Here is a 17,831-nt window from a genome sequence, read left to right on the forward strand (position 1 = left end):
AGAAAATCAAAGGGTCAGAGCAATTGATTGTAGCGAGTGATATTCAATTGCCGATAAATATTTTAGTACTTTTAAGTTATGCCAATACAATTAAATGAATGAACGAAATGGTGGCACAGGATCCTGTTGGGTCCACCTCAGAACGCTAACTTTTGCCACATTACTGACCTTTCATATAAACTAAAATTCGAATTTTAAGGACGTCTTTTTTGCCAACAGCGGACTTTAAGGATTTATACTAATAATTATTTAATCAAAAGTACTCTGGACCTAGTAATAAAGCTTTTATTTCAGCGTCTTTAACTAGCTTTTCTAATTCACCCGATATCTGTAGTTCCCTAATTTTACTTGATACACGATTGCTTACTTCTTGTTTATTATCATTTATATAGTTATAAAGGCCATACCTTGCAAACACTCCACAATTTTTCACAAAAGGAAAATATTTATCTAGTTGTAAAATTCGTCTTCCATTTATTTCAGTGTCTATTACTACTTCGGCTCTTCCACGTTTCAAGAATTCAAATAACTGCATAGCTGAACTTACTTTATTAACATATTTTAAGTTTGCTGTGGCTTCATTTGAATGAGCAACACCACGAATGGTCGCAACTTTTAAACCATTAAGGTCTTTAGCGCTTGTTATCTTTAAAGTTGAATCCTTCAAGCAATAAGCCGCCGACTCTAGATAGTAATAACTAGGCTCAATTCTAATTAAACTTGGCTTATTATTGCCATAAGGTTTTATTCTCGCTATTTCGCCATCAATGCTTTTATTTAAGTTTAAGTTCTTAGCCCTCGCAGGAGGGAGAGGTATTACACTCATCTTTAATCCTAAAGAACTATATATGTTCTCAATCACATATTGGGCGGCATATTGCTCAACCAACTTCTCATTTGCCCCAAAAACAATTATTTCTGACTCAGAAGATGATGATTTAAAAGAGTATAAAAATAAAAACATGGTAATTAAAATTTTAAAAATGGAGATAAATGATCCTTGTTTCTAGTGATTTTGTGAGGGCTTTAATCAGTATGGCATCCTCTAATGGATTCAACTACCTTAGGTTGTAAATAATAACCTTTCCTGAATCGTTGACGTAAGCAGAGATTTTTTTATGGAAAGAGTTCGCTAAATAAACTCCTCCTATAATGACCGCTCTTAAGACAATAGCGGGAGTCGAAGTAAATTATTATCTATTTCCGTAATGCGCACAAAATGATCCTAAATATTGCTGATTGAATCTCAAGTATTATGACTGAAACATCGTCTTTTCAGAAAAGCGATCTTTGCTGTATCCCTTTAAAAATAATTAGCCGTAAATGAGACTAGTATCAATCATTATACGTAGTCACAGACATTCATCTGCGGCTCAAATCACTAATAGGTGATTGAGTACTTATGATCACTAATACCACTTTGTTAGCGTTAACTGATAAATGAACGAAGGCTGTCTATGTTTGAGGTTTAATTAATCGTTTGGGTATAAAACTCAGAAAAATATTTACCCCCTTTAATCTCAATGATTAAGCGTAATTTGTAGCTTTCGCCTTTATTGGCAATCAAACTGCCGAGAGGTGTTTCGCGCTTCCAGTAATAAGGAGAGTCTTTCATTCCCAACTGAAAAGGGGTCGCTTGGTTGGCTTTATCGACCAGAAATAAAGTCGCGGTGTCGATAGGAAACGTAGAGTTTACCGTTGTTATTCCTTTCTCATCCATGACATTAACTTCAAATTCTCCAGTTTTTAATATACATTTTTGATTACTCACATCGCAATGCCCAAACGGTACTAATTCAAAGGCTCGCGCTTGGCTCGCGCTATTTTCTTCCCATAAATCAGCTAATGCAAAACCTAAAATAGTCAGAATAGGGGCAACAATAATAGCTGTTTTAGTGTGTTTGTTCATAAAATTTCCTATGAGTGTATGTTACTTCGTCATGCTGAATTTATTTTAGTATCTTAAATCGAGATCCTGAAATAAATTTAGGATGACGGCTACTTAGCCAGTTCGGAGGTAAGAATTACGTCTGCTTTGACAGATTAGATTGATTGAGTATATCGTAATTAGAAAATAAAAAGCCCTATTTATAAACGTTAAATAGGGCTTTAGTTTAATCAATCAATAAGTCGTTGTTAGACTAATTAGTGATCATGTGCTTCTGAAACACCACCATGTGGCGTACGGAAGTTTTCAACCATTTGTTGAATATGAGCTGGCGCTGGACCTGTTACTTTTAACATAGCGAAAGCTACTGCAAAGTTAACAACTGCCCCTACTGAACCAAAAGCATTTGGTGAAATTCCGAAGAACCAGTTTGGACCCATATCACCAAGGAATGAAGTGCCAGGAATAAACATAATGCCTTTATGTTGGAATACGTACAACATAGTGACACCGATACCTGAAATCATACCAGCAACCGCTGCTTTACCGCTCATTTTTTTAGCGAATATACCCATCATTAACGCTGGGAATATTGACGATGCGGCTAAACCAAAGGCTAGCGCCACCGTTCCTGCGGCAAAGCCAGGCGGATTTAAACCCAGCCAGCCAGCAACGAGAACCGATATTGTCATGACAATACGACCGGCCAGTAGCTCATTTTTCTCTGATAAGTCAGGTGTTAATATACCTTTCATTAAATCATGAGAAATAGAGGACGATATCGCTAGTAATAAGCCAGCTGCGGTAGATAACGCGGCAGCTAAACCACCTGCGGCAACTAAAGCAATGACCCAGTTTGGTAAGTTAGCGATTGCAGGATTAGCCAATACCATAATGTCGCGGTCAACTTTAACCATTTCATTGGTCGCTTTATCTGCAGTGTACTGAATTTTACCATCGCCATTTTTTTCTTCATACTTTAATAGGCCAGTTTTTTCCCAATCTTTAAACCACTGAGGACGCTCAGCATAATCTAAATTTTGACCCGCTACTGGTTCTATAGTATTCATTAGGTTTAAACGCGCCATTGCGCCAACTGCAGGAGCAACTGTGTACAACAATGCGATGAAAACTAACGCATAGCCTGCTGACTGACGTGCCGCTTTTACTGATGGTACCGTGAAAAAGCGCATAATAACGTGAGGCAAACCTGCAGTACCTATCATCAGTGACAAGGTATAAGCGAACATATTTACTGTGCCACCCATGTTGTCAGTGGTGTACTCTTTAAAGCCGAGTTCAGTCACTACAAGATCTAACTTATCGAGTAAGTAAACACCACTACCGTCGGCTAATGTAGAGCCTAAACCTAACTGTGGAATAGGGTTACCTGTTAACTGAAGTGATATGAAGACTGCTGGAATTGTATAAGCAAAAATTAATACTATGTACTGAGCGATTTGCGTGTAAGTAATACCTTTCATACCACCGAGTACGGCATAAACCCAAACAACGAACATACCGATGTAAAGACCATTATCATACTCAACTTCTAAAAAGCGAGAGAAAGCAACACCAACACCTTTCATTTGACCGATGATGTAAGTTAAAGACGCGATGATTAAACAAACAACGGCAACAACACGTGCGGTTTTTGAGTAGTAACGGTCAAAAATGAATTCAGGTACTGTAAATTTACCGTGTTTTCGCATGTAAGGTGCAAGTAACATGGCCAGAAGTACATAACCACCAGTCCAGCCCATTAAGAAAACTGAGCCACCGTAACCTAGGAAAGAAATCATGCCCGCCATTGAAATAAATGACGCAGCACTCATCCAATCGGCACCAATCGCCATACCATTTTGCAAGGGTGTAACGCCACCACCGGCAACATAAAAGTCACTGGTTGAACCTGCACGTGCCCACCAGGCAATAGCAAAGTAAACGGCGAAAGAACCGAATACCGCAATGTATGTATAGAGTTTTAACTCATCCATTATGATTCCTCGACGTTATATTTTTTATCAAGATCGTTCATTTTTTTGGTATACCAAAAAACTAATCCGACAAATGTGTAAATTGAACCTTGTTGTGCAAACCAGAAACCAAGTTTGTACCCACCGAGACGAATTTCATTTAAGGGTTCAACTAATAGCAAACCGAAACCAAATGAAACCACGAACCAGATAACAAGACATATAAATATTAGGCGCAGATTTTCTGACCAATATGACTGTTTCTCTTCCATTATCCTCTCCTAGCAACTTAACTTATCTGGGTTTAACCCAGTTATTATGTAAAGCGTTTATTATTTTTTTACGCTTGATTTATCACCTGTTTTACCAATTAAGGTAGTCGTTAGATTTACTATTAATTCGGACCAATGATAAAACCCAGATCAAAATTCATAGTGAAATTTAACTAGTATTGACACTAACAAGGTTTTTAGAGTTGAGGTATTACACTTTAGTCTAGATCTTGTGTTTTATGGTTGACGCGAGAGGGTTAAATGCACTAAAAATAGCTATCTACTAAGTTTTTCTTCGTTAAAGGCAGCAACAATATGGACAGTGAACTCGCCGAAATTAGTGCTTTTATTCAAGCTATTCCACCCTTCGACACCTTACCAGAAACGGTGACCTTACAGCTGGTCAAAGAAATTAATATTTGTTACGTAAGAGCTAAACAGCCCTTGCCACCCAAAGGTATTGAAGAGGCGCGTCTTTATATATTACGCAAAGGCGCATTGGTTTATACCGATCATAATGGCCAGTTAGTCGGGAAATATACTGAAGGGGAAATTTGTAGTGTATTTTGTCGCCCCGCGCAACGTAATGAAGTGAATGTAAACACAGAAGAAGACACTTTACTGTACAGTCTTGACTATCAAAAATTGTTATCTTTAGTGACTGATTATCCGCAAATAGACGCCTTCTTTATGCAAACAGCCGCAGAGCGTTTAAAAGGCAAAATGAGCAAGGTAAATGAAGATGCGATTATCAATTCTTCGTTGATTAATAACCCGATTAGCCAATTTTATCATAAGCCAGTATTAACCATTAATAGCGAACAAAGTATTCAACAAGCGGCGATAGAAATGACAGCAAAAGATGTTTCTTGTTTAGTGGTGGTTAATCCTGAAAAAGATACAGCAAGTGTACCTGTTGGCATAGTTACTGACAAAGATATTCGTCGACGGTGCGTAGCGGAAGGTTTACCTTTTACTCGCCCCGTAAGTGAAATCATGACAATAGATATGGCAACGTTACCCGAGCAAAGTAGCGCCTATGACGCGCTCATGTTGATGACCAGTAAGCGCATTCACCATTTACCCATTACTGGTTTTAGCCAATCTGGAGAATACGGTGAATTAGTGGCAATGGTTACTATCACTGACTTAATGAATAATGAAGGTCATAATGCTGTGAATATCACCAGCATTATCCGTAAAGCGGGTACTATTAATGATTTGATTCGTATTAGTAAGTTGTTGCCAAAATTACAGATCCGTATGGCTAAACTCGGTACAAGTGCTGATCATGTTGGTAAAAGCATTAGCGCGATAACTATGGCATTTACCATTCGAATTATTGAAATGTCAGAAAAAATCAATGGTAAAGCGCCCGTGCCTTATGCGTGGTTAGCCTGTGGTTCTCAAGGGAGACAAGAGCAACTTGCTCATTCTGATCAAGATAATGCATTGATTATTTCTGACGATTTAAGGCCTGAACATGAGGCATGGTTTGAAAATTTAGCTTCTTTTGTTTGTGATGGTCTTGCCGCGTGTGGTTTTGTGTTATGTCCTGGCGATATTATGGCAACTAACCCTAAATGGCGACAGCCTCAAAAAAAATGGCACAAATACTTTGAACAATGGGTAAATACGCCAAGTCCACAAGCGTTGCTAAACGGGTGTGTTTTTTTTGATTTAACAACAGTACACGGTGATGAATCTTTGCTTAATGACGTACGCGTTAAGCTATTGAAAAAAACGAGTGGCAATAGTTTGTTTCTCGCACACATGTCAAGAAATGCTTTGATGTTAAGGCCTCCACTTGGCTTTTTTCGTGATTTTGTTCTTATTTCGGATGGCGACCATAAATCAAGCTTAGACATTAAACATAACGGTATTGCGCCGATTGTTGATCTAGCAAGAATTTACGCGTTGGCCGAAGGCATTGCATCAGTAAATACCATTGAACGCTTACAAAAAGCAGCGGGAACTCCTTCTATTTCTAGAGAGTCAGCCGCTAATTTAATTGATGCTTATGAATTTTTGGGGATTTTACGTTTAGAGCACCAAGCTAATTTATTGCAAGCAAACAAAGAGGCTAATAATTATTTGTCTCCTAAGAAATTATCTAAACTCGAACGTGAGCATTTAAAAGATGCTTTTAAAGTTATTAAAGCATTGCAAGACAGTCGTCAGTCAACGTCTTAAAGAGAATGGTATAAGTATGATCAGCAATCACCCCTTTTTTTATAGGTTATTCGGCTATGAAGCGCAGCGTAAACGTGCTTGGGCACGTGCCCCCAAGGGAGCATTAAAAGACTTTCTTTCAATAGAATTTCCTGACCCCAATACACCTTTAAGTGATATTGATATTTTGTCAGTTGATTTTGAAACCACAGGCCTTCACGCCATTAATGATAAATTACTGAGTGTGGGCTTTATCGGGATAAAACAGCAGCAGATATCGTTAAAAGACAGTTATCACCAAATAATAAAGACCAAAGATGAGCTTTCAGCAGATAACGTGATTATTCATCAGATAACCGATCAGCAAAAAGAACAAGGTGCGCCATTAAAAGAAGTAGTTGAAGTGTTGCTCAAAGCATTAGCTGGAAAAGTGATGTTAGTGCATTTTGCACGAATTGAAAGGCAGTTTTTGCAACAAGCATGCCTTGAACTTTATGGCGTAGCGCCGGTTTTTCCTATGATAGACACCTTAATGATAGCGAAACGGCAATTAGATAAAAAAGATGTCGCTTACGACCCTTCAGACTTAAGATTGTCAGCTTTGCGTTATCAGCATGGCTTGCCTAATCATTTTGCTCATAATGCTTTAAATGACGCAATAGCAACGGCTGAGTTATTAATGGTACAAGTGAGCAATATGCCTAATAATAATACACTTAAACTTAACGATTTATTGCTGTAATTGTTGTTGAGTTTGCTGGTTAAAATTATGCGTAAGTCATTCGTGCAAAGTGGCAGTGGTATTTTCATGTGGAAAGTTAAATCTGAAAAAATACCACTGTGCAAATGCACTTATTTTTATTTGAAATGAGATCTCGTGGCTGATTATGCTTTATCGATTGAGGGTGATTTAGCATTCGCTTTAATTATTTCAATATCAACTTTATCGATGAGCAATAATACGTCAGCTAATTTTTTTCTTAAATCGGCAGAAAGCTTATTAGGGAAGCTACTTTTCTTAGCGACAGAAAGTGATTCACGGCGAATAACGATATCGAGTAAATTTTTAATAGAGTCGGTATTTGACAGTGCTAATGCGGGGAGTTGCTTTTCTACTGCTTGGTTAAAACAATCGTATGACTCTTGTAATGCTACTTTTGCCTGTTTTAGTCTAGCCATGAAACCACCTATTTTATTGTTGTTAGAGGCCTCCTAGTGTTTATTTTTGAAAAATAAAAGCACCCAGAGGCATTAACTACAATAAATAGATTTTAAACTTTGTCTAGTGTTATTCGTTAGGTGGTGGCTTTTTCTTTTTTGATGATTGCAAATAATTCATCTTTTAAATGTAAGCGCTGCATTTTTTGTTGGTCTAGATATTCGTCAGAAGTATTTTCAGCACCTTGTTCTATATGGCGTACCTCTTGATCTAGCTCATGGTAGGCTTTGAATAAGCGAGCAAAATGTGCGTCATTCATTTTAAGATTATGTATTTCATCAGAAAATTCTGGAAATTCGTGGTGTAAATCATGTTTTTCTATTATCATTTTTCTTCCTTATTGTGCGCAGTTGATGCAAGTGGTTGTGTAAGGTAAAACGTGTAATCTTTCAGTGTTAATCGCAGTATCGCAGCTTGCACAAAAACCATATTTATCATTTTCTAAACGATTTAATGCGGCAATAACATGCTTTAATTCAGCCTTTGCTTCGTGATGAATTTCATCGAGTACTTGATCATTTTCTGTTTCGGTAGCTTGTTCAGCAAAGTCTGGCGAGCGGCCTTTGTGAAAGTCGGCTTCGATAGCACTAATACGATGTTCCAACTGAGATTTTTTCTCCGTTAAAGAGGCGAGTATTTCTTGATTTTTCATATCATTTTCCTTTGAATGTTAACGGCCATAACTTCATTTTATGCAAATGTTAGCTAATTTCCTTGATCTAGCTCATGCAAAGGTGAACAAGCAAATGATTATAAATATATTTCGAAGCAATAAAAAAAGACGCTTGAAGCGTCTTTTTTAAGAATTATTTATGAAGTGTTTTATTTTTTAGAGAAAACAAATTCTTTTGGTGGTGTTGCACCCATTAAGTGTTCTACGAAATAATCCCAACGCTTACGCATCATGTAAGGTTCGCGCGCAAAACCATGTCCACGGTTTGGCAGCATTAACATATCGAAATCTTTGTTAGCCTTGATCAAAGCTTCAACCACAATCAAGGTATTGTAAGGCGGAACATTAGTATCGGTTGTGCCGTGAGCAATCAATAACTTGCCCTTTAAGCTTTCAACCGATAACTGGTTTGCTTGGCTATCGTAGTTGCTGGTGCCATCTTCATTTTTTACTTCAAGACCATGGTATTTCTCGCCCCATTCGTCAGCATAGTTACGGTTATCATGATTACCGGCTTGCGATACCGCCACTTTGTAGAAATCTGGGAAAGTTAATAAAGCACGAGTTGATGCAAAACCACCACCCGAATGCCCCCAAATGCCCACGCGCGTTGCATCAATCCAGCTATGTTTTTTAGCTAACTGCTGAATAGCGGACACTTGATCAGGAATACCACTGTCACCCATGTTGCCGTAATAAAAGTCATGAAACGCTTTCGAGCGACTCGGCGTGCCTAACGCGTCAATTTCAATCACAATAAAGCCTAATTCAGCAATTGATTGATTGTCACCACGAGAACTGCGGAAATGACGACCTCGGATACTTCCTACCTGTGGACCCGGGTATAAATAGTTAACGACAGGGTAAGACTTGCTGGCGTCAAAATTTGTTGGTTTGTACAGTAAACCGTAAATGTCATTTTCACCGTTTCTGTCTTTTACAATAAATTCAACTGGAGCTTTCCAACCAGAAGCTTTTAACTTACTGATATCCATAGTTTCAATGGTGAATTCTTTTTTATTATCAATTGCGCGAACCCTACTCGTTTCAGCAATTGTTGGTGTCGCTGCGCGATCTAAGAAGTGTGTTCCTGCTTTGTTTAACGTAATACGGTGATGTTTTTTCTCTGGTGTTAATAAGGTTAAATCAGAACCATCTTTGTTTACGCTATAGAGGTAATGGTAATAGGGATCGCCACCTTCTTTACCTGCGCCAGTGAAAATTAGCTTACCTGTGTTTTGGTCAACATGTAGTAATTCAATAACGGTCCAATCGCCTTTGGTAATAGGTTGTTTGATTTTACCTGTCGCTAAATCAACAAGGTATAAATGTCCCCAATTACTTCGCTGTGAAAACCAAATGGCTTCATTGCTTTTCTCTAGGTATTTCCAACTAATACCGTCAACACCTGACTCAAAAAAGCTATTTTGCGTTTCAGACATAACAACTTTTATTTTACCCGTATTAGCATCAGCAATTTTTAACGTGGCAGTTTTGTGATCGCGCGTTGAAGAAACAAAAGCAAACGTGTTGCTGTCATCAGCCCAATCTATATCTAATAACTCACCATTACGTCCTGCGACATGGTCAGTAATTGTTGAGCGATGAGCATCGGGTTCCATATCAAGTGGTGTTACTTTTTGAGTTTCAATGTCGATAATGACTCGATGAATAGCAAAAATATGTTCGTCACCTGGGAGGGGGTATTTCCATACGTCAATGTCAGGATGACCAACAGCGGTTGAAACAATGCCCATGTCGCCAACTTTACGACCATCATGCTTAAAAGTGGTTAATTTTTTTGAATTCGGTGCCCAAGTCACTACGGGTGAGTCACGACGCACCCAACCTGCGTTATTGGTCGCATAACCAAAATCTTTAACGCCGTCTGTGGTTAGCTGGCTTTCTTTGTCTGTTGTTAAGTCACGCAACCATAAATTATGTGCACGAATAAATACCGCTTGTTTACCGTCAGGTGATACATTCTCATCACTTTTTTGTGCTAATTCATCAAGATTACATAAGTAAGTCTCTAAATCACACTGGTAACTTTTCGCTTTTACTGAGAGTTTGATGTTGCTTGCTGAGGTGAATTCTACTTGATAAAAAGGGAGTTTATCGTGATTTATTTCGGTTTCTGTAATGCGGGCCAGTGAGTCAGCTAGCTTTTTATGATCGAAAGCAAGCGATTTTTTTTGGCTGTTAGTATTAACTTTGAAAAACTGGTCGCCGTCTTTTGTATGGCTGCGGTAGACCAACGTACCGTTGTCTGACCATAAAGGATAATCAACAGTACCAGTTACTAATTTACTGGTATGGCTTGCTAGTTGCTGCTCTGCCTTTTTGTAGTCGTCAACACTGAGCTGCTTTGCTGACAAAACGGTTGGCGTTAGAGCAGAAATAAGTGCAACGCCACTGGCAAGAATAAGAGATTTTCTCATCTAAATTTACCTTTTTTCATTATGAGTTATTCACCTGATAATAATACAAGTAATGCTATTTTTAGCCTAACATTTCCTTATGGTTTCGAGTGTTATTATCGTTAAATATACGATTTTATAAGGTGAATTAATCAAAATTAGCAATAAAAAACATCCGCTTTAGACTTATGTCTAATTTCTAAATGCTCATTAACGTTTTAAGTTATGAAAATAAAATAATAATAAAACGATAAAAAGCAGCCAAAGGATCGTATCTGCAGTTTTTCCAAGGCTAATACACAACAAACGGGGATAGCAAAATGTTCAATAAGAAAAAGCTTCTATTAGCAACAGGATTATTAGCGTTGGCGGGCACTGCAAATGCGGCTTACGAAATTAAATTAGACAATAACGATACCATTACTTTTGGTGGTTATATAAAAGCTGATGCACGTTACACCGATGGCACCGTCGCAGCAACAGATTATTGGTATGGTAGTGGTACAGCTTTAACCGAAAGTATTTCGAACTTTGGTATTGCGGTTAATGAATCGCGTATTAATACCAAATATCAACATGGTGATTTAACCGGTTTTATTGAAATGGATTTCTATGGCGAGGCGGTTAGAGGGGGAGGCAACGAAATTATTTCTAATTCATCAAACCCACGTATTCGTCACGCTTTTATTAAATACAAAAATCTATTAATTGGTGAAACATGGTCAACTTTTGTCAATACCAGTGCGCTTGCTGAAGCGGCTGATTTTGGTGGACCATTAGTAGCAGCAGCATTTATTCGTCAGGGACAAGTACGTTACACCATGGGTAATTTTCAAGTCTCTGTTGAAAATCCAGAATCATACGGTGGTGTAAGTGGTAACGACTCAATGCCGGATATTATTGGTCGTTATAATTTCAAAGGTGATTGGGGTAACGTGGCTATTGCTGCGGTAGCCAAGCAATTACAAACCGTTGGTGGTAACGAAGAGTCAGCATTGGGCTATGGTATTTCTGGCCGTATAAATACATTTGGCAAAGATGATTTTCGCTTTCAATTCCATGGTGGTGAAGTTGGTCGTTATATCGGCGTTACGGCTTCAAAAGATTTAATTGGTGAAGAAGTTGAAGAAACAACGTCAATTAGTGTTGCTTATCGTCACTTTTGGTCTGAAGGGTTACGAAGCACAGCATTTTATGGCAATACAACCACGGATGTCGCTGATTATGACCGTACCCATTGGGGCGTAAATTTATTCAAAAATGTGACCAAGCAATTATCATTTGGTGTTGAAGTGGGTAACTTTGAAATGGAAGATAAAAATGTTGACTCCGATTACCTACAATTTTCAGCAAAATATGTTTTATAGGTCATAAATCGACATACAGACAAAAGAAATTCACACGTTCTTGCGTTAGTTGACCTCCTATTCTGAGGTTGTTTGGGGAAGCTTTTGCTTCCCCTTTTTTATGTTCAGGATGAACGGTATGTCGTGGTGCCATGGATGGCAAAGAACGCATATGTACAGGACGTCACCCTAATACAAAAACAAGTTCAGCATGACGAAGTCTTTAGAATAAATAACCGTCATCCTGAATTTATTTCAGGATCTAGTTTGTGCATATGACAAGAAGCACAGATACTGAAACAAGTTCAGTATGACGAAGTTTTACAGGGTTTTGTCGTTGATACGGATAACTTCAGTACCAATATCACCCTTCTACTACTTTTTTAACTTAGCAAAAGCATCGGCAAAGGCATTACCCATTGCCGCATTGTCATTCGTCTTCGGTTGTGGTTTTGCACTTCGTTGCTGATTGGGTTTGGTATTTTTTGCAACGGTATTCTGTGATCGTTCATGAGGCTTATTGGCAGAAGTTTTTTGCTCTGACTTCGAGGTAACTGTTTCATCTAAACGCATTGATAAGCTAATACGTTTTCTTGCAGCATCAACCTCCATCACTTTTACCTTAACAATATCGCCTGCTTTAACCACTTCACGTGGGTCGCTAACAAACTTATCAGTGAGTGATGAGATATGGACTAAGCCATCTTGATGAACACCTAAATCGACAAAAGCACCAAAGTTGGCAACGTTTGAAATAACGCCTTCAAGTATCATACCGACAGTTAAGTCGTTAATCGTATTCACCCCTTCCTTAAATTGTGCTGCTTTAAACTCAGGGCGAGGGTCACGGCCGGGTTTTTCTAGTTCACTAACAATATCTTTAAACGTTAACTCACCAATATTGATATCATTGAGATCTGCGATATTAATTTGATTTAATTGCTCACTGTTGCCTATTAAATCAGTAATATTACTCTTAAGTTGAGCGATGATTTTTTCAATCACGGGATAGCTTTCAGGGTGAACCCCTGAATTGTCGAGTGGGTTTTTACCCCCCGCAATACGTAAAAAACCTGCCGCTTGTTCAAAGGCTTTCGGCCCCAAACGCGCTACTTTTTTGAGTTCTTTTCGATCATTAAAGCGACCATGCTCGTCTCGGTAGGCTACTACGTTATCAGCCATGGTTTTATTTAAACCTGAAACCCGAGTTAACAATGCGGCTGAAGCGCTGTTTAAATCAACACCAACATTATTTACACAATCTTCTATAACATTGTCGAGGGTTTTACTGAGTTGGCTTTGACTAACGTCATGTTGATATTGACCAACACCAATCGCTTTAGGGTCAATTTTTACTAATTCAGCTAAGGGGTCTTGTAATCGTCGTGCGATAGAAACAGCCCCACGAATAGAAACATCTAAATCTGGAAACTCTTTCGCTGCAAATTCTGAGGCAGAATAAACAGAAGCACCCGCTTCACTGACCATCACTTTTTGTGGTTTATTTTTTTCTAAAGCTTGAATAACCTCTGCCGCAAGTTTGTCACTTTCACGCGAACCGGTGCCATTACCAATGGCCAGTAATTCCACTTTGTGTTGCTGACATAAGCTCACCAACGTTCGTAATGACTTCTCCCAATGATTTTGTGGTGCATGGGGGAAAATAGTAGCGGTTTGTAATAACTTACCTGTCGCATCAACAATCGCAATTTTACAACCGGTGCGCATACCAGGGTCTAAACCTAAGGTTGTTTTTGCGCCAGCTGGAGCGGCCATTAACAAATCACTTAGATTAGTGGCAAAAACTTTTATTGCGCCAGTTTCTGCTTGTTCACGCAAGTTACCTAGCAACTCTGTCTCTAAACTCAGGCTTAATTTGATTTTCCATGCCCAACGCACGACCTTAGTCATAAATTCAGCGGCAGCTTGTCCGGTTAAGCGTAAATTATAGTGTTCACAAATAATTTGTTCTGCACTTGAGTAATGACTATCTTCTTGAGTTGGGTCTACATTAATGCTGAGTTGTAGAATTTTTTCATTACGACCACGAAGCATCGCCAAAGCGCGATGTGAAGGAACATTTTTTAATAATTCTGAGTGCTCGAAATAGTCGCGATACTTTGCCCCTTCTTGCTGTTTTCCTTTGGCAACAACGCTTGATAAATGCGCTTGTTTTAATAAATGTTTACGCAATTTCTGTAATAAATTGGCATCTTGAGCAAAACGTTCAATGAGGATGTAAATTGCGCCCTCAAGTACTGATTTTTCATCGCTAAACCCAGCATTATCATTGATAAAAGCCTTTGCTTCAACTTCTGGTGTTAGTGTCCAGTTGTTATAAAGATTATTGGCAAGGGGTTCTAAACCGCCCTCTATCGCTATTTGACCTTTAGTGCGGCGTTTGGGTTTGAAGGGTAAATATAAATCTTCTAAACGGGTTTTGTTGTCAGCTTGTTGTAATTCTTTTTCTAATGATGGCGTTAATTTATCTTGTTGCGTAATACTGGTGATAATAACTTTTCGACGGTCTTCAAGTTCACGTAAATAGCTTAAACGCTGATCAATATGGCGCAGATGATTATCGTCTAACCCTTGGGTAACCTCTTTTCGGTAACGGGCAATAAAAGGTACAGTTGCACCATCATCAAGCAAACTAATTGCTGAAGTTATTTGAGCGGTTTTAACGTTAAGTTCTGTTGCGATGAGTTCAGCAATGGTAGCCATTAATTGACGAGCCTTTTTGAAAGAGTAAATTTAAAGCATTATATTGCCATGGTTCGATACTGGCATCAATTTGCATGTTTAGTTGATGAAGACGAGTGTTTGAAAAACGAATGTTGTCTTGTTGTTTTTATTTTAATGAAGAAGTTAAGCCAAGTTAACTTCAATGAGCTCACTTGGCTTTAAATGGGATATTATACTACTTCATTTTCGGGTAGGTCGGTGGGTAAATCAGCTGATAACCACTGACAAATCAGGTCGTTTGCTGCTTCTAAACCGGTATATTTTAAAGATGAAAAAGCTTGTACAGTAATATCAGCATTTAACGGCGCTAACGCTTTCTTTACCTGCAAAACTTCTGAACTTCTTTTACCCTGGGAAAGCTTATCGCATTTTGTTAATAACGCTAATATTGGCAAATCGCTGTCAGCAGCCCATTGAATGAGATCCATATCCAAATCTTTTAATGGGTGACGTATGTCCATTAAAATAACAAGACCTTTTAAGCAATCACGTTTTTCTAGATATTCCCCTAACGCTTTTTGCCATTTCTTTTTCATTTCAATCGGCACTTTGGCGAAGCCATAGCCAGGTAAATCAACTAAACGTCTGTTAGGAGCGACTTCAAAAATGTTTATTAACTGCGTACGACCCGGTGTTTTACTGACACGGGCTAAACCTCGTTGATTTGTTAAGGTGTTTAATGCGCTTGATTTACCCGCGTTTGAACGTCCGGCAAAGGCTACTTCGATACCGCTGTCTTCAGGCAAGCGACGAATATCCGGCGCACTTAATGTGAAAGTGGCTTTACTTAAATGAATAACAGGTGATGACAAAATAGCGTCCAATAGATAATAAAAAAAGCATTATATCTTTTTTTTCTCGTGAAACAGTAAAAAGTGTCATTTTTTAAGCTTAATTTTTACTGTGCTTATTACACGGGGGCAATATTAGTGTAAAATGTTGGTAGTTTTTATATCCACCCTTTTGTTTTTTTAGTGAATACTTAATAAAAGTAGCAGAGCAGAGAGCCATTCAATGAATAAAATTATTTTTTCGTTAATTCTTGCCGTAACGAGTATTAATGTCGCATTCGCAGCAGCTGGAAACGCTGATGCAGGTAAAAGTAAAGCCGCTATGTGTGCAGCTTGTCATGGTGCTGACGGGATTAGTGTAGTTGAAACGTACCCTAATTTAGCCGGTCAGCAGGCTGATTATATTGCCACTCAACTACAAGCTTTTAAAAGTGGGACACGTGTTAACGCTACAATGGCGTCGATGTCTGCCGGTTTATCTGAACAAGACATGGCCGACTTAGCGGCTTATTTCTCAAGTTTAGATAGAAGTGGTGCAACCGCTTCTATAGATGGCGCTGAAACAGATGCAGTTGCTGGTGTTGCCGAAGTGGCTCCAGTTGCTTATGTTGCTAATGCGATCGCAGGTAAAAGCCTTTACGAACTAGGTGACCCGTCGCGTAACATTGCTAGCTGTATTGGTTGTCATGGTAAAGAGGGTAATAGTAAAGTATTAATCAACCCAAATTTAGCAAACCAACATGCACAGTACATTGAAACGCAGTTACATGCTTTTAAAGACAAAACCCGTATTAACTATGCAATGAATCAATTTGCGGGTGCAATGACTGATGAAGATATCGCTGATATGGGTGCATATTTTTCTGATACAAAAGCCGTTGCTCATGTTGTAGCAAAACGTGTTGCTACGGTTGCTGTTATTACTGAAGAAGCGATTGCGGGTAAGGCAAAATCAGCGGTTTGTTCTGCTTGTCACGGTGTAGGTGGTAACAGTGTAGTACCAATGTATCCTAAGTTAGCGGGGCAACATGCTGAGTACACGGCGAAACAACTTAAAGAATTTAAATCAGGTGCTCGAGAAAATGCGGTTATGGCCGGTATGGCAGCAGCGCTGTCTGAACAAGATATGGCTGAACTAGGTGCTTATTTTGCGAGTCAAAAACCTACGCCAGGTAATGGCAAGGAATCTGCTTTTGGGCGAAAATTATACTTTGGTGGTGATGTAGCACGCGGTATTACCGCCTGTATCGCTTGCCATGGTGTATCTGGTAAGGGTATCGCAAAAGCTGGTTTCCCAGCAGTTGCTAACCAAAGTGTTGAATATTTAACGGCTCAGTTAACCAGTTTTAAAGCCGGTGAACGTTACAATGACCGTAATAGCATGATGCGTAACATAGCTAAACGCTTGAAGCAAAAAGATATTGATGCACTAGCGCAATTTATGTCTTCTTTGAAATAAAGTCGTGCCAAGGTAATATTGAAAAAAAAGCAGCTTAATAAGCTGCTTTTTTATGCCTGTAACATTTAACAATGAGAAAATTCGTGTAAACTGCCTTATATTAAAAACTACAATGCTTAAGGTTAACACCTTGCCCATACATTTGTAGTTGCAGTTAATTAGCCACATACAGAGAGCTCATCGATGAAAAGAATACTATTAAGCTTGGTTTTATTAGGAACAAGTGTACTGAATATCTCCCATGCTGCTCAAGGCAATATTGAAGCCGGCAAGGCAAAATCTGCAATGTGTGCAGCATGCCACGGTGTTGATGGTAATAGCTTGGTACCAATGTACCCGAGTCTCGCCGGGCAAAGCGCCAGTTATTTAGCCAAACAATTAGCTGAATTTAAAGAAGGTATGACCTCTGGTGGTAAAAATGGTCGTGTTAACGCTATTATGGGTGGTATGAGTATGGCGTTGAGTAACGAAGATATGCTTGATTTAGGTGCTTATTATAGTGCTCAAGCGTTAAAGTCTGCTGGTGGTGAAACAAGTGAAGTGGGTAAGGCATTATATTTTGGCGGTGATGCTGAACGCGGTATTACTGCTTGTATCGCTTGTCATGGCGCCGATGGAAAAGGCATGTCACAAGCTGGTTTTCCTGCGCTTGCCGGACAACATGCTATGTACTTGAAATCTCAGCTTGAGAATTTTCGTTCTGGCGCTCGTTATAATGACAGGAATGCTATGATGCGTAATGTAGCTGTTAAATTAGAAGATAGTGATATTGACGCTTTAGTGCAGTACATGTCGACGATAAAGTAACTTATCAAAATAATACTCTGAACATCGTTACTCTTTCACATCCATGTGATCATGACATACCGT

15 protein-coding genes are annotated in these 17,831 nt (G+C 38.8%); 5 read left to right on the plus strand and 10 right to left on the minus strand.

Annotation, left to right across the window (positions count from 1 at the left end; all coding sequences use genetic code 11):
- Positions 1 to 253 precede the first annotated feature (253 nt).
- From H4J39_RS06760 to H4J39_RS06775, 4 genes are all read right to left on the minus strand, one after another.
- A complete protein-coding gene (locus tag H4J39_RS06760; protein ID WP_083277950.1) occupies positions 254 to 964 on the minus strand; it encodes an ABC transporter substrate-binding protein in 711 nt (236 codons plus the stop codon).
- A 504-nt stretch (positions 965 to 1,468) separates the two neighbouring features.
- A complete protein-coding gene (locus H4J39_RS06765) occupies positions 1,469 to 1,909 on the minus strand; it encodes a hypothetical protein (RefSeq protein WP_182182297.1) in 441 nt (146 codons plus the stop codon).
- A 236-nt stretch (positions 1,910 to 2,145) separates the two neighbouring features.
- The gene (locus tag H4J39_RS06770; protein WP_182226737.1) at positions 2,146 to 3,885 is read right to left on the minus strand and encodes a sodium:solute symporter family protein; all 1,740 of its coding nucleotides are present in this window, start codon (positions 3,883 to 3,885) and stop codon (positions 2,146 to 2,148) included.
- Complete coding sequence (locus tag H4J39_RS06775) at positions 3,885 to 4,136, minus strand: DUF4212 domain-containing protein (protein ID WP_182182295.1); 252 nt, start codon at positions 4,134 to 4,136, stop codon at positions 3,885 to 3,887. The genes H4J39_RS06770 and H4J39_RS06775 overlap by 1 nt, the downstream gene beginning before the upstream one ends.
- A gap of 315 nt (positions 4,137 to 4,451) precedes the next feature.
- Between H4J39_RS06775 and H4J39_RS06780 the strand changes: the two genes are divergently transcribed.
- Both H4J39_RS06780 and H4J39_RS06785 read left to right on the plus strand, forming a co-directional pair.
- On the plus strand, positions 4,452 to 6,329 hold the full coding sequence (locus tag H4J39_RS06780; RefSeq protein ID WP_182226739.1) for a putative nucleotidyltransferase substrate binding domain-containing protein: 1,878 nt from the start codon (positions 4,452 to 4,454) through the stop codon (positions 6,327 to 6,329).
- A gap of 16 nt (positions 6,330 to 6,345) precedes the next feature.
- Positions 6,346 to 7,050 (plus strand): exonuclease domain-containing protein, encoded by a 705-nt coding sequence (locus tag H4J39_RS06785; RefSeq protein WP_182226740.1) that lies wholly within the window; start codon positions 6,346 to 6,348, stop codon positions 7,048 to 7,050.
- 143 nt (positions 7,051 to 7,193) lie between these two features.
- Here H4J39_RS06785 and H4J39_RS06790 read toward each other — a convergent pair whose 3' ends face one another.
- The 4 genes from H4J39_RS06790 to H4J39_RS06805 form a co-directional block, all read right to left on the minus strand.
- The gene (locus tag H4J39_RS06790) at positions 7,194 to 7,487 is read right to left on the minus strand and encodes a hypothetical protein (protein ID WP_182182292.1); all 294 of its coding nucleotides are present in this window, start codon (positions 7,485 to 7,487) and stop codon (positions 7,194 to 7,196) included.
- A gap of 116 nt (positions 7,488 to 7,603) precedes the next feature.
- Complete coding sequence (locus tag H4J39_RS06795; protein ID WP_182226742.1) at positions 7,604 to 7,855, minus strand: YdcH family protein; 252 nt, start codon at positions 7,853 to 7,855, stop codon at positions 7,604 to 7,606.
- 9 nt (positions 7,856 to 7,864) lie between these two features.
- A complete protein-coding gene (locus tag H4J39_RS06800; RefSeq protein ID WP_182226744.1) occupies positions 7,865 to 8,179 on the minus strand; it encodes a TraR/DksA C4-type zinc finger protein in 315 nt (104 codons plus the stop codon).
- A 170-nt stretch (positions 8,180 to 8,349) separates the two neighbouring features.
- The gene (locus H4J39_RS06805) at positions 8,350 to 10,641 is read right to left on the minus strand and encodes a DPP IV N-terminal domain-containing protein (protein ID WP_182226746.1); all 2,292 of its coding nucleotides are present in this window, start codon (positions 10,639 to 10,641) and stop codon (positions 8,350 to 8,352) included.
- Between the two features lie 299 nt (positions 10,642 to 10,940).
- Between H4J39_RS06805 and H4J39_RS06810 the strand changes: the two genes are divergently transcribed.
- Positions 10,941 to 11,987: a DcaP family trimeric outer membrane transporter gene (locus H4J39_RS06810; RefSeq protein ID WP_182226748.1), complete on the plus strand. Its 1,047-nt coding sequence runs from the start codon at positions 10,941 to 10,943 to the stop codon at positions 11,985 to 11,987.
- 354 nt (positions 11,988 to 12,341) lie between these two features.
- Here the strand turns inward: H4J39_RS06810 and H4J39_RS06815 are convergent, their stop codons facing one another.
- Positions 12,342 to 14,690 carry a Tex family protein gene (locus H4J39_RS06815; protein WP_182226750.1) on the minus strand — a complete coding sequence of 783 codons (2,349 nt, stop codon included), beginning with the start codon at positions 14,688 to 14,690 and terminating at the stop codon, positions 12,342 to 12,344.
- A gap of 191 nt (positions 14,691 to 14,881) precedes the next feature.
- A complete protein-coding gene (yihA, locus tag H4J39_RS06820) occupies positions 14,882 to 15,523 on the minus strand; it encodes a ribosome biogenesis GTP-binding protein YihA/YsxC (RefSeq protein WP_182226752.1) in 642 nt (213 codons plus the stop codon).
- A 202-nt stretch (positions 15,524 to 15,725) separates the two neighbouring features.
- Between yihA and H4J39_RS06825 the strand changes: the two genes are divergently transcribed.
- Entirely contained in the window at positions 15,726 to 16,961 is a 1,236-nt protein-coding gene (locus H4J39_RS06825) for a cytochrome c (protein ID WP_182226754.1), read from the plus strand.
- A 183-nt stretch (positions 16,962 to 17,144) separates the two neighbouring features.
- Positions 17,145 to 17,768, plus strand: a complete 624-nt coding sequence (locus H4J39_RS06830) for a cytochrome c (protein ID WP_182226756.1) — start codon at positions 17,145 to 17,147, stop codon at positions 17,766 to 17,768.
- The last annotated feature ends 63 nt before the right edge of the window (positions 17,769 to 17,831 follow it).

Source organism: Colwellia sp. Bg11-12 (genome assembly GCF_014076955.1).
Lineage (GTDB): Bacteria > Pseudomonadota > Gammaproteobacteria > Enterobacterales > Alteromonadaceae > Colwellia_A.

Coding starts and splice junctions, on each gene's coding strand:
- H4J39_RS06790 (WP_182182292.1), bottom strand. CDS start 7,487: ATGGCTAGACTAAAACAGGCAAAAGTAGCATTACAAGAGTCATACGAT.
- H4J39_RS06785 (WP_182226740.1), top strand. CDS start 6,346: ATGATCAGCAATCACCCCTTTTTTTATAGGTTATTCGGCTATGAAGCG.
- H4J39_RS06795 (WP_182226742.1), bottom strand. CDS start 7,855: ATGATAATAGAAAAACATGATTTACACCACGAATTTCCAGAATTTTCT.
- H4J39_RS06815 (WP_182226750.1), bottom strand. CDS start 14,690: ATGGCTACCATTGCTGAACTCATCGCAACAGAACTTAACGTTAAAACC.
- H4J39_RS06775 (WP_182182295.1), bottom strand. CDS start 4,136: ATGGAAGAGAAACAGTCATATTGGTCAGAAAATCTGCGCCTAATATTT.
- H4J39_RS06825 (WP_182226754.1), top strand. CDS start 15,726: ATGAATAAAATTATTTTTTCGTTAATTCTTGCCGTAACGAGTATTAAT.
- H4J39_RS06760 (WP_083277950.1), bottom strand. CDS start 964: ATGTTTTTATTTTTATACTCTTTTAAATCATCATCTTCTGAGTCAGAA.
- H4J39_RS06810 (WP_182226748.1), top strand. CDS start 10,941: ATGTTCAATAAGAAAAAGCTTCTATTAGCAACAGGATTATTAGCGTTG.
- H4J39_RS06780 (WP_182226739.1), top strand. CDS start 4,452: ATGGACAGTGAACTCGCCGAAATTAGTGCTTTTATTCAAGCTATTCCA.
- H4J39_RS06800 (WP_182226744.1), bottom strand. CDS start 8,179: ATGAAAAATCAAGAAATACTCGCCTCTTTAACGGAGAAAAAATCTCAG.
- H4J39_RS06805 (WP_182226746.1), bottom strand. CDS start 10,641: ATGAGAAAATCTCTTATTCTTGCCAGTGGCGTTGCACTTATTTCTGCT.
- H4J39_RS06830 (WP_182226756.1), top strand. CDS start 17,145: ATGAAAAGAATACTATTAAGCTTGGTTTTATTAGGAACAAGTGTACTG.
- H4J39_RS06770 (WP_182226737.1), bottom strand. CDS start 3,885: ATGGATGAGTTAAAACTCTATACATACATTGCGGTATTCGGTTCTTTC.
- H4J39_RS06765 (WP_182182297.1), bottom strand. CDS start 1,909: ATGAACAAACACACTAAAACAGCTATTATTGTTGCCCCTATTCTGACT.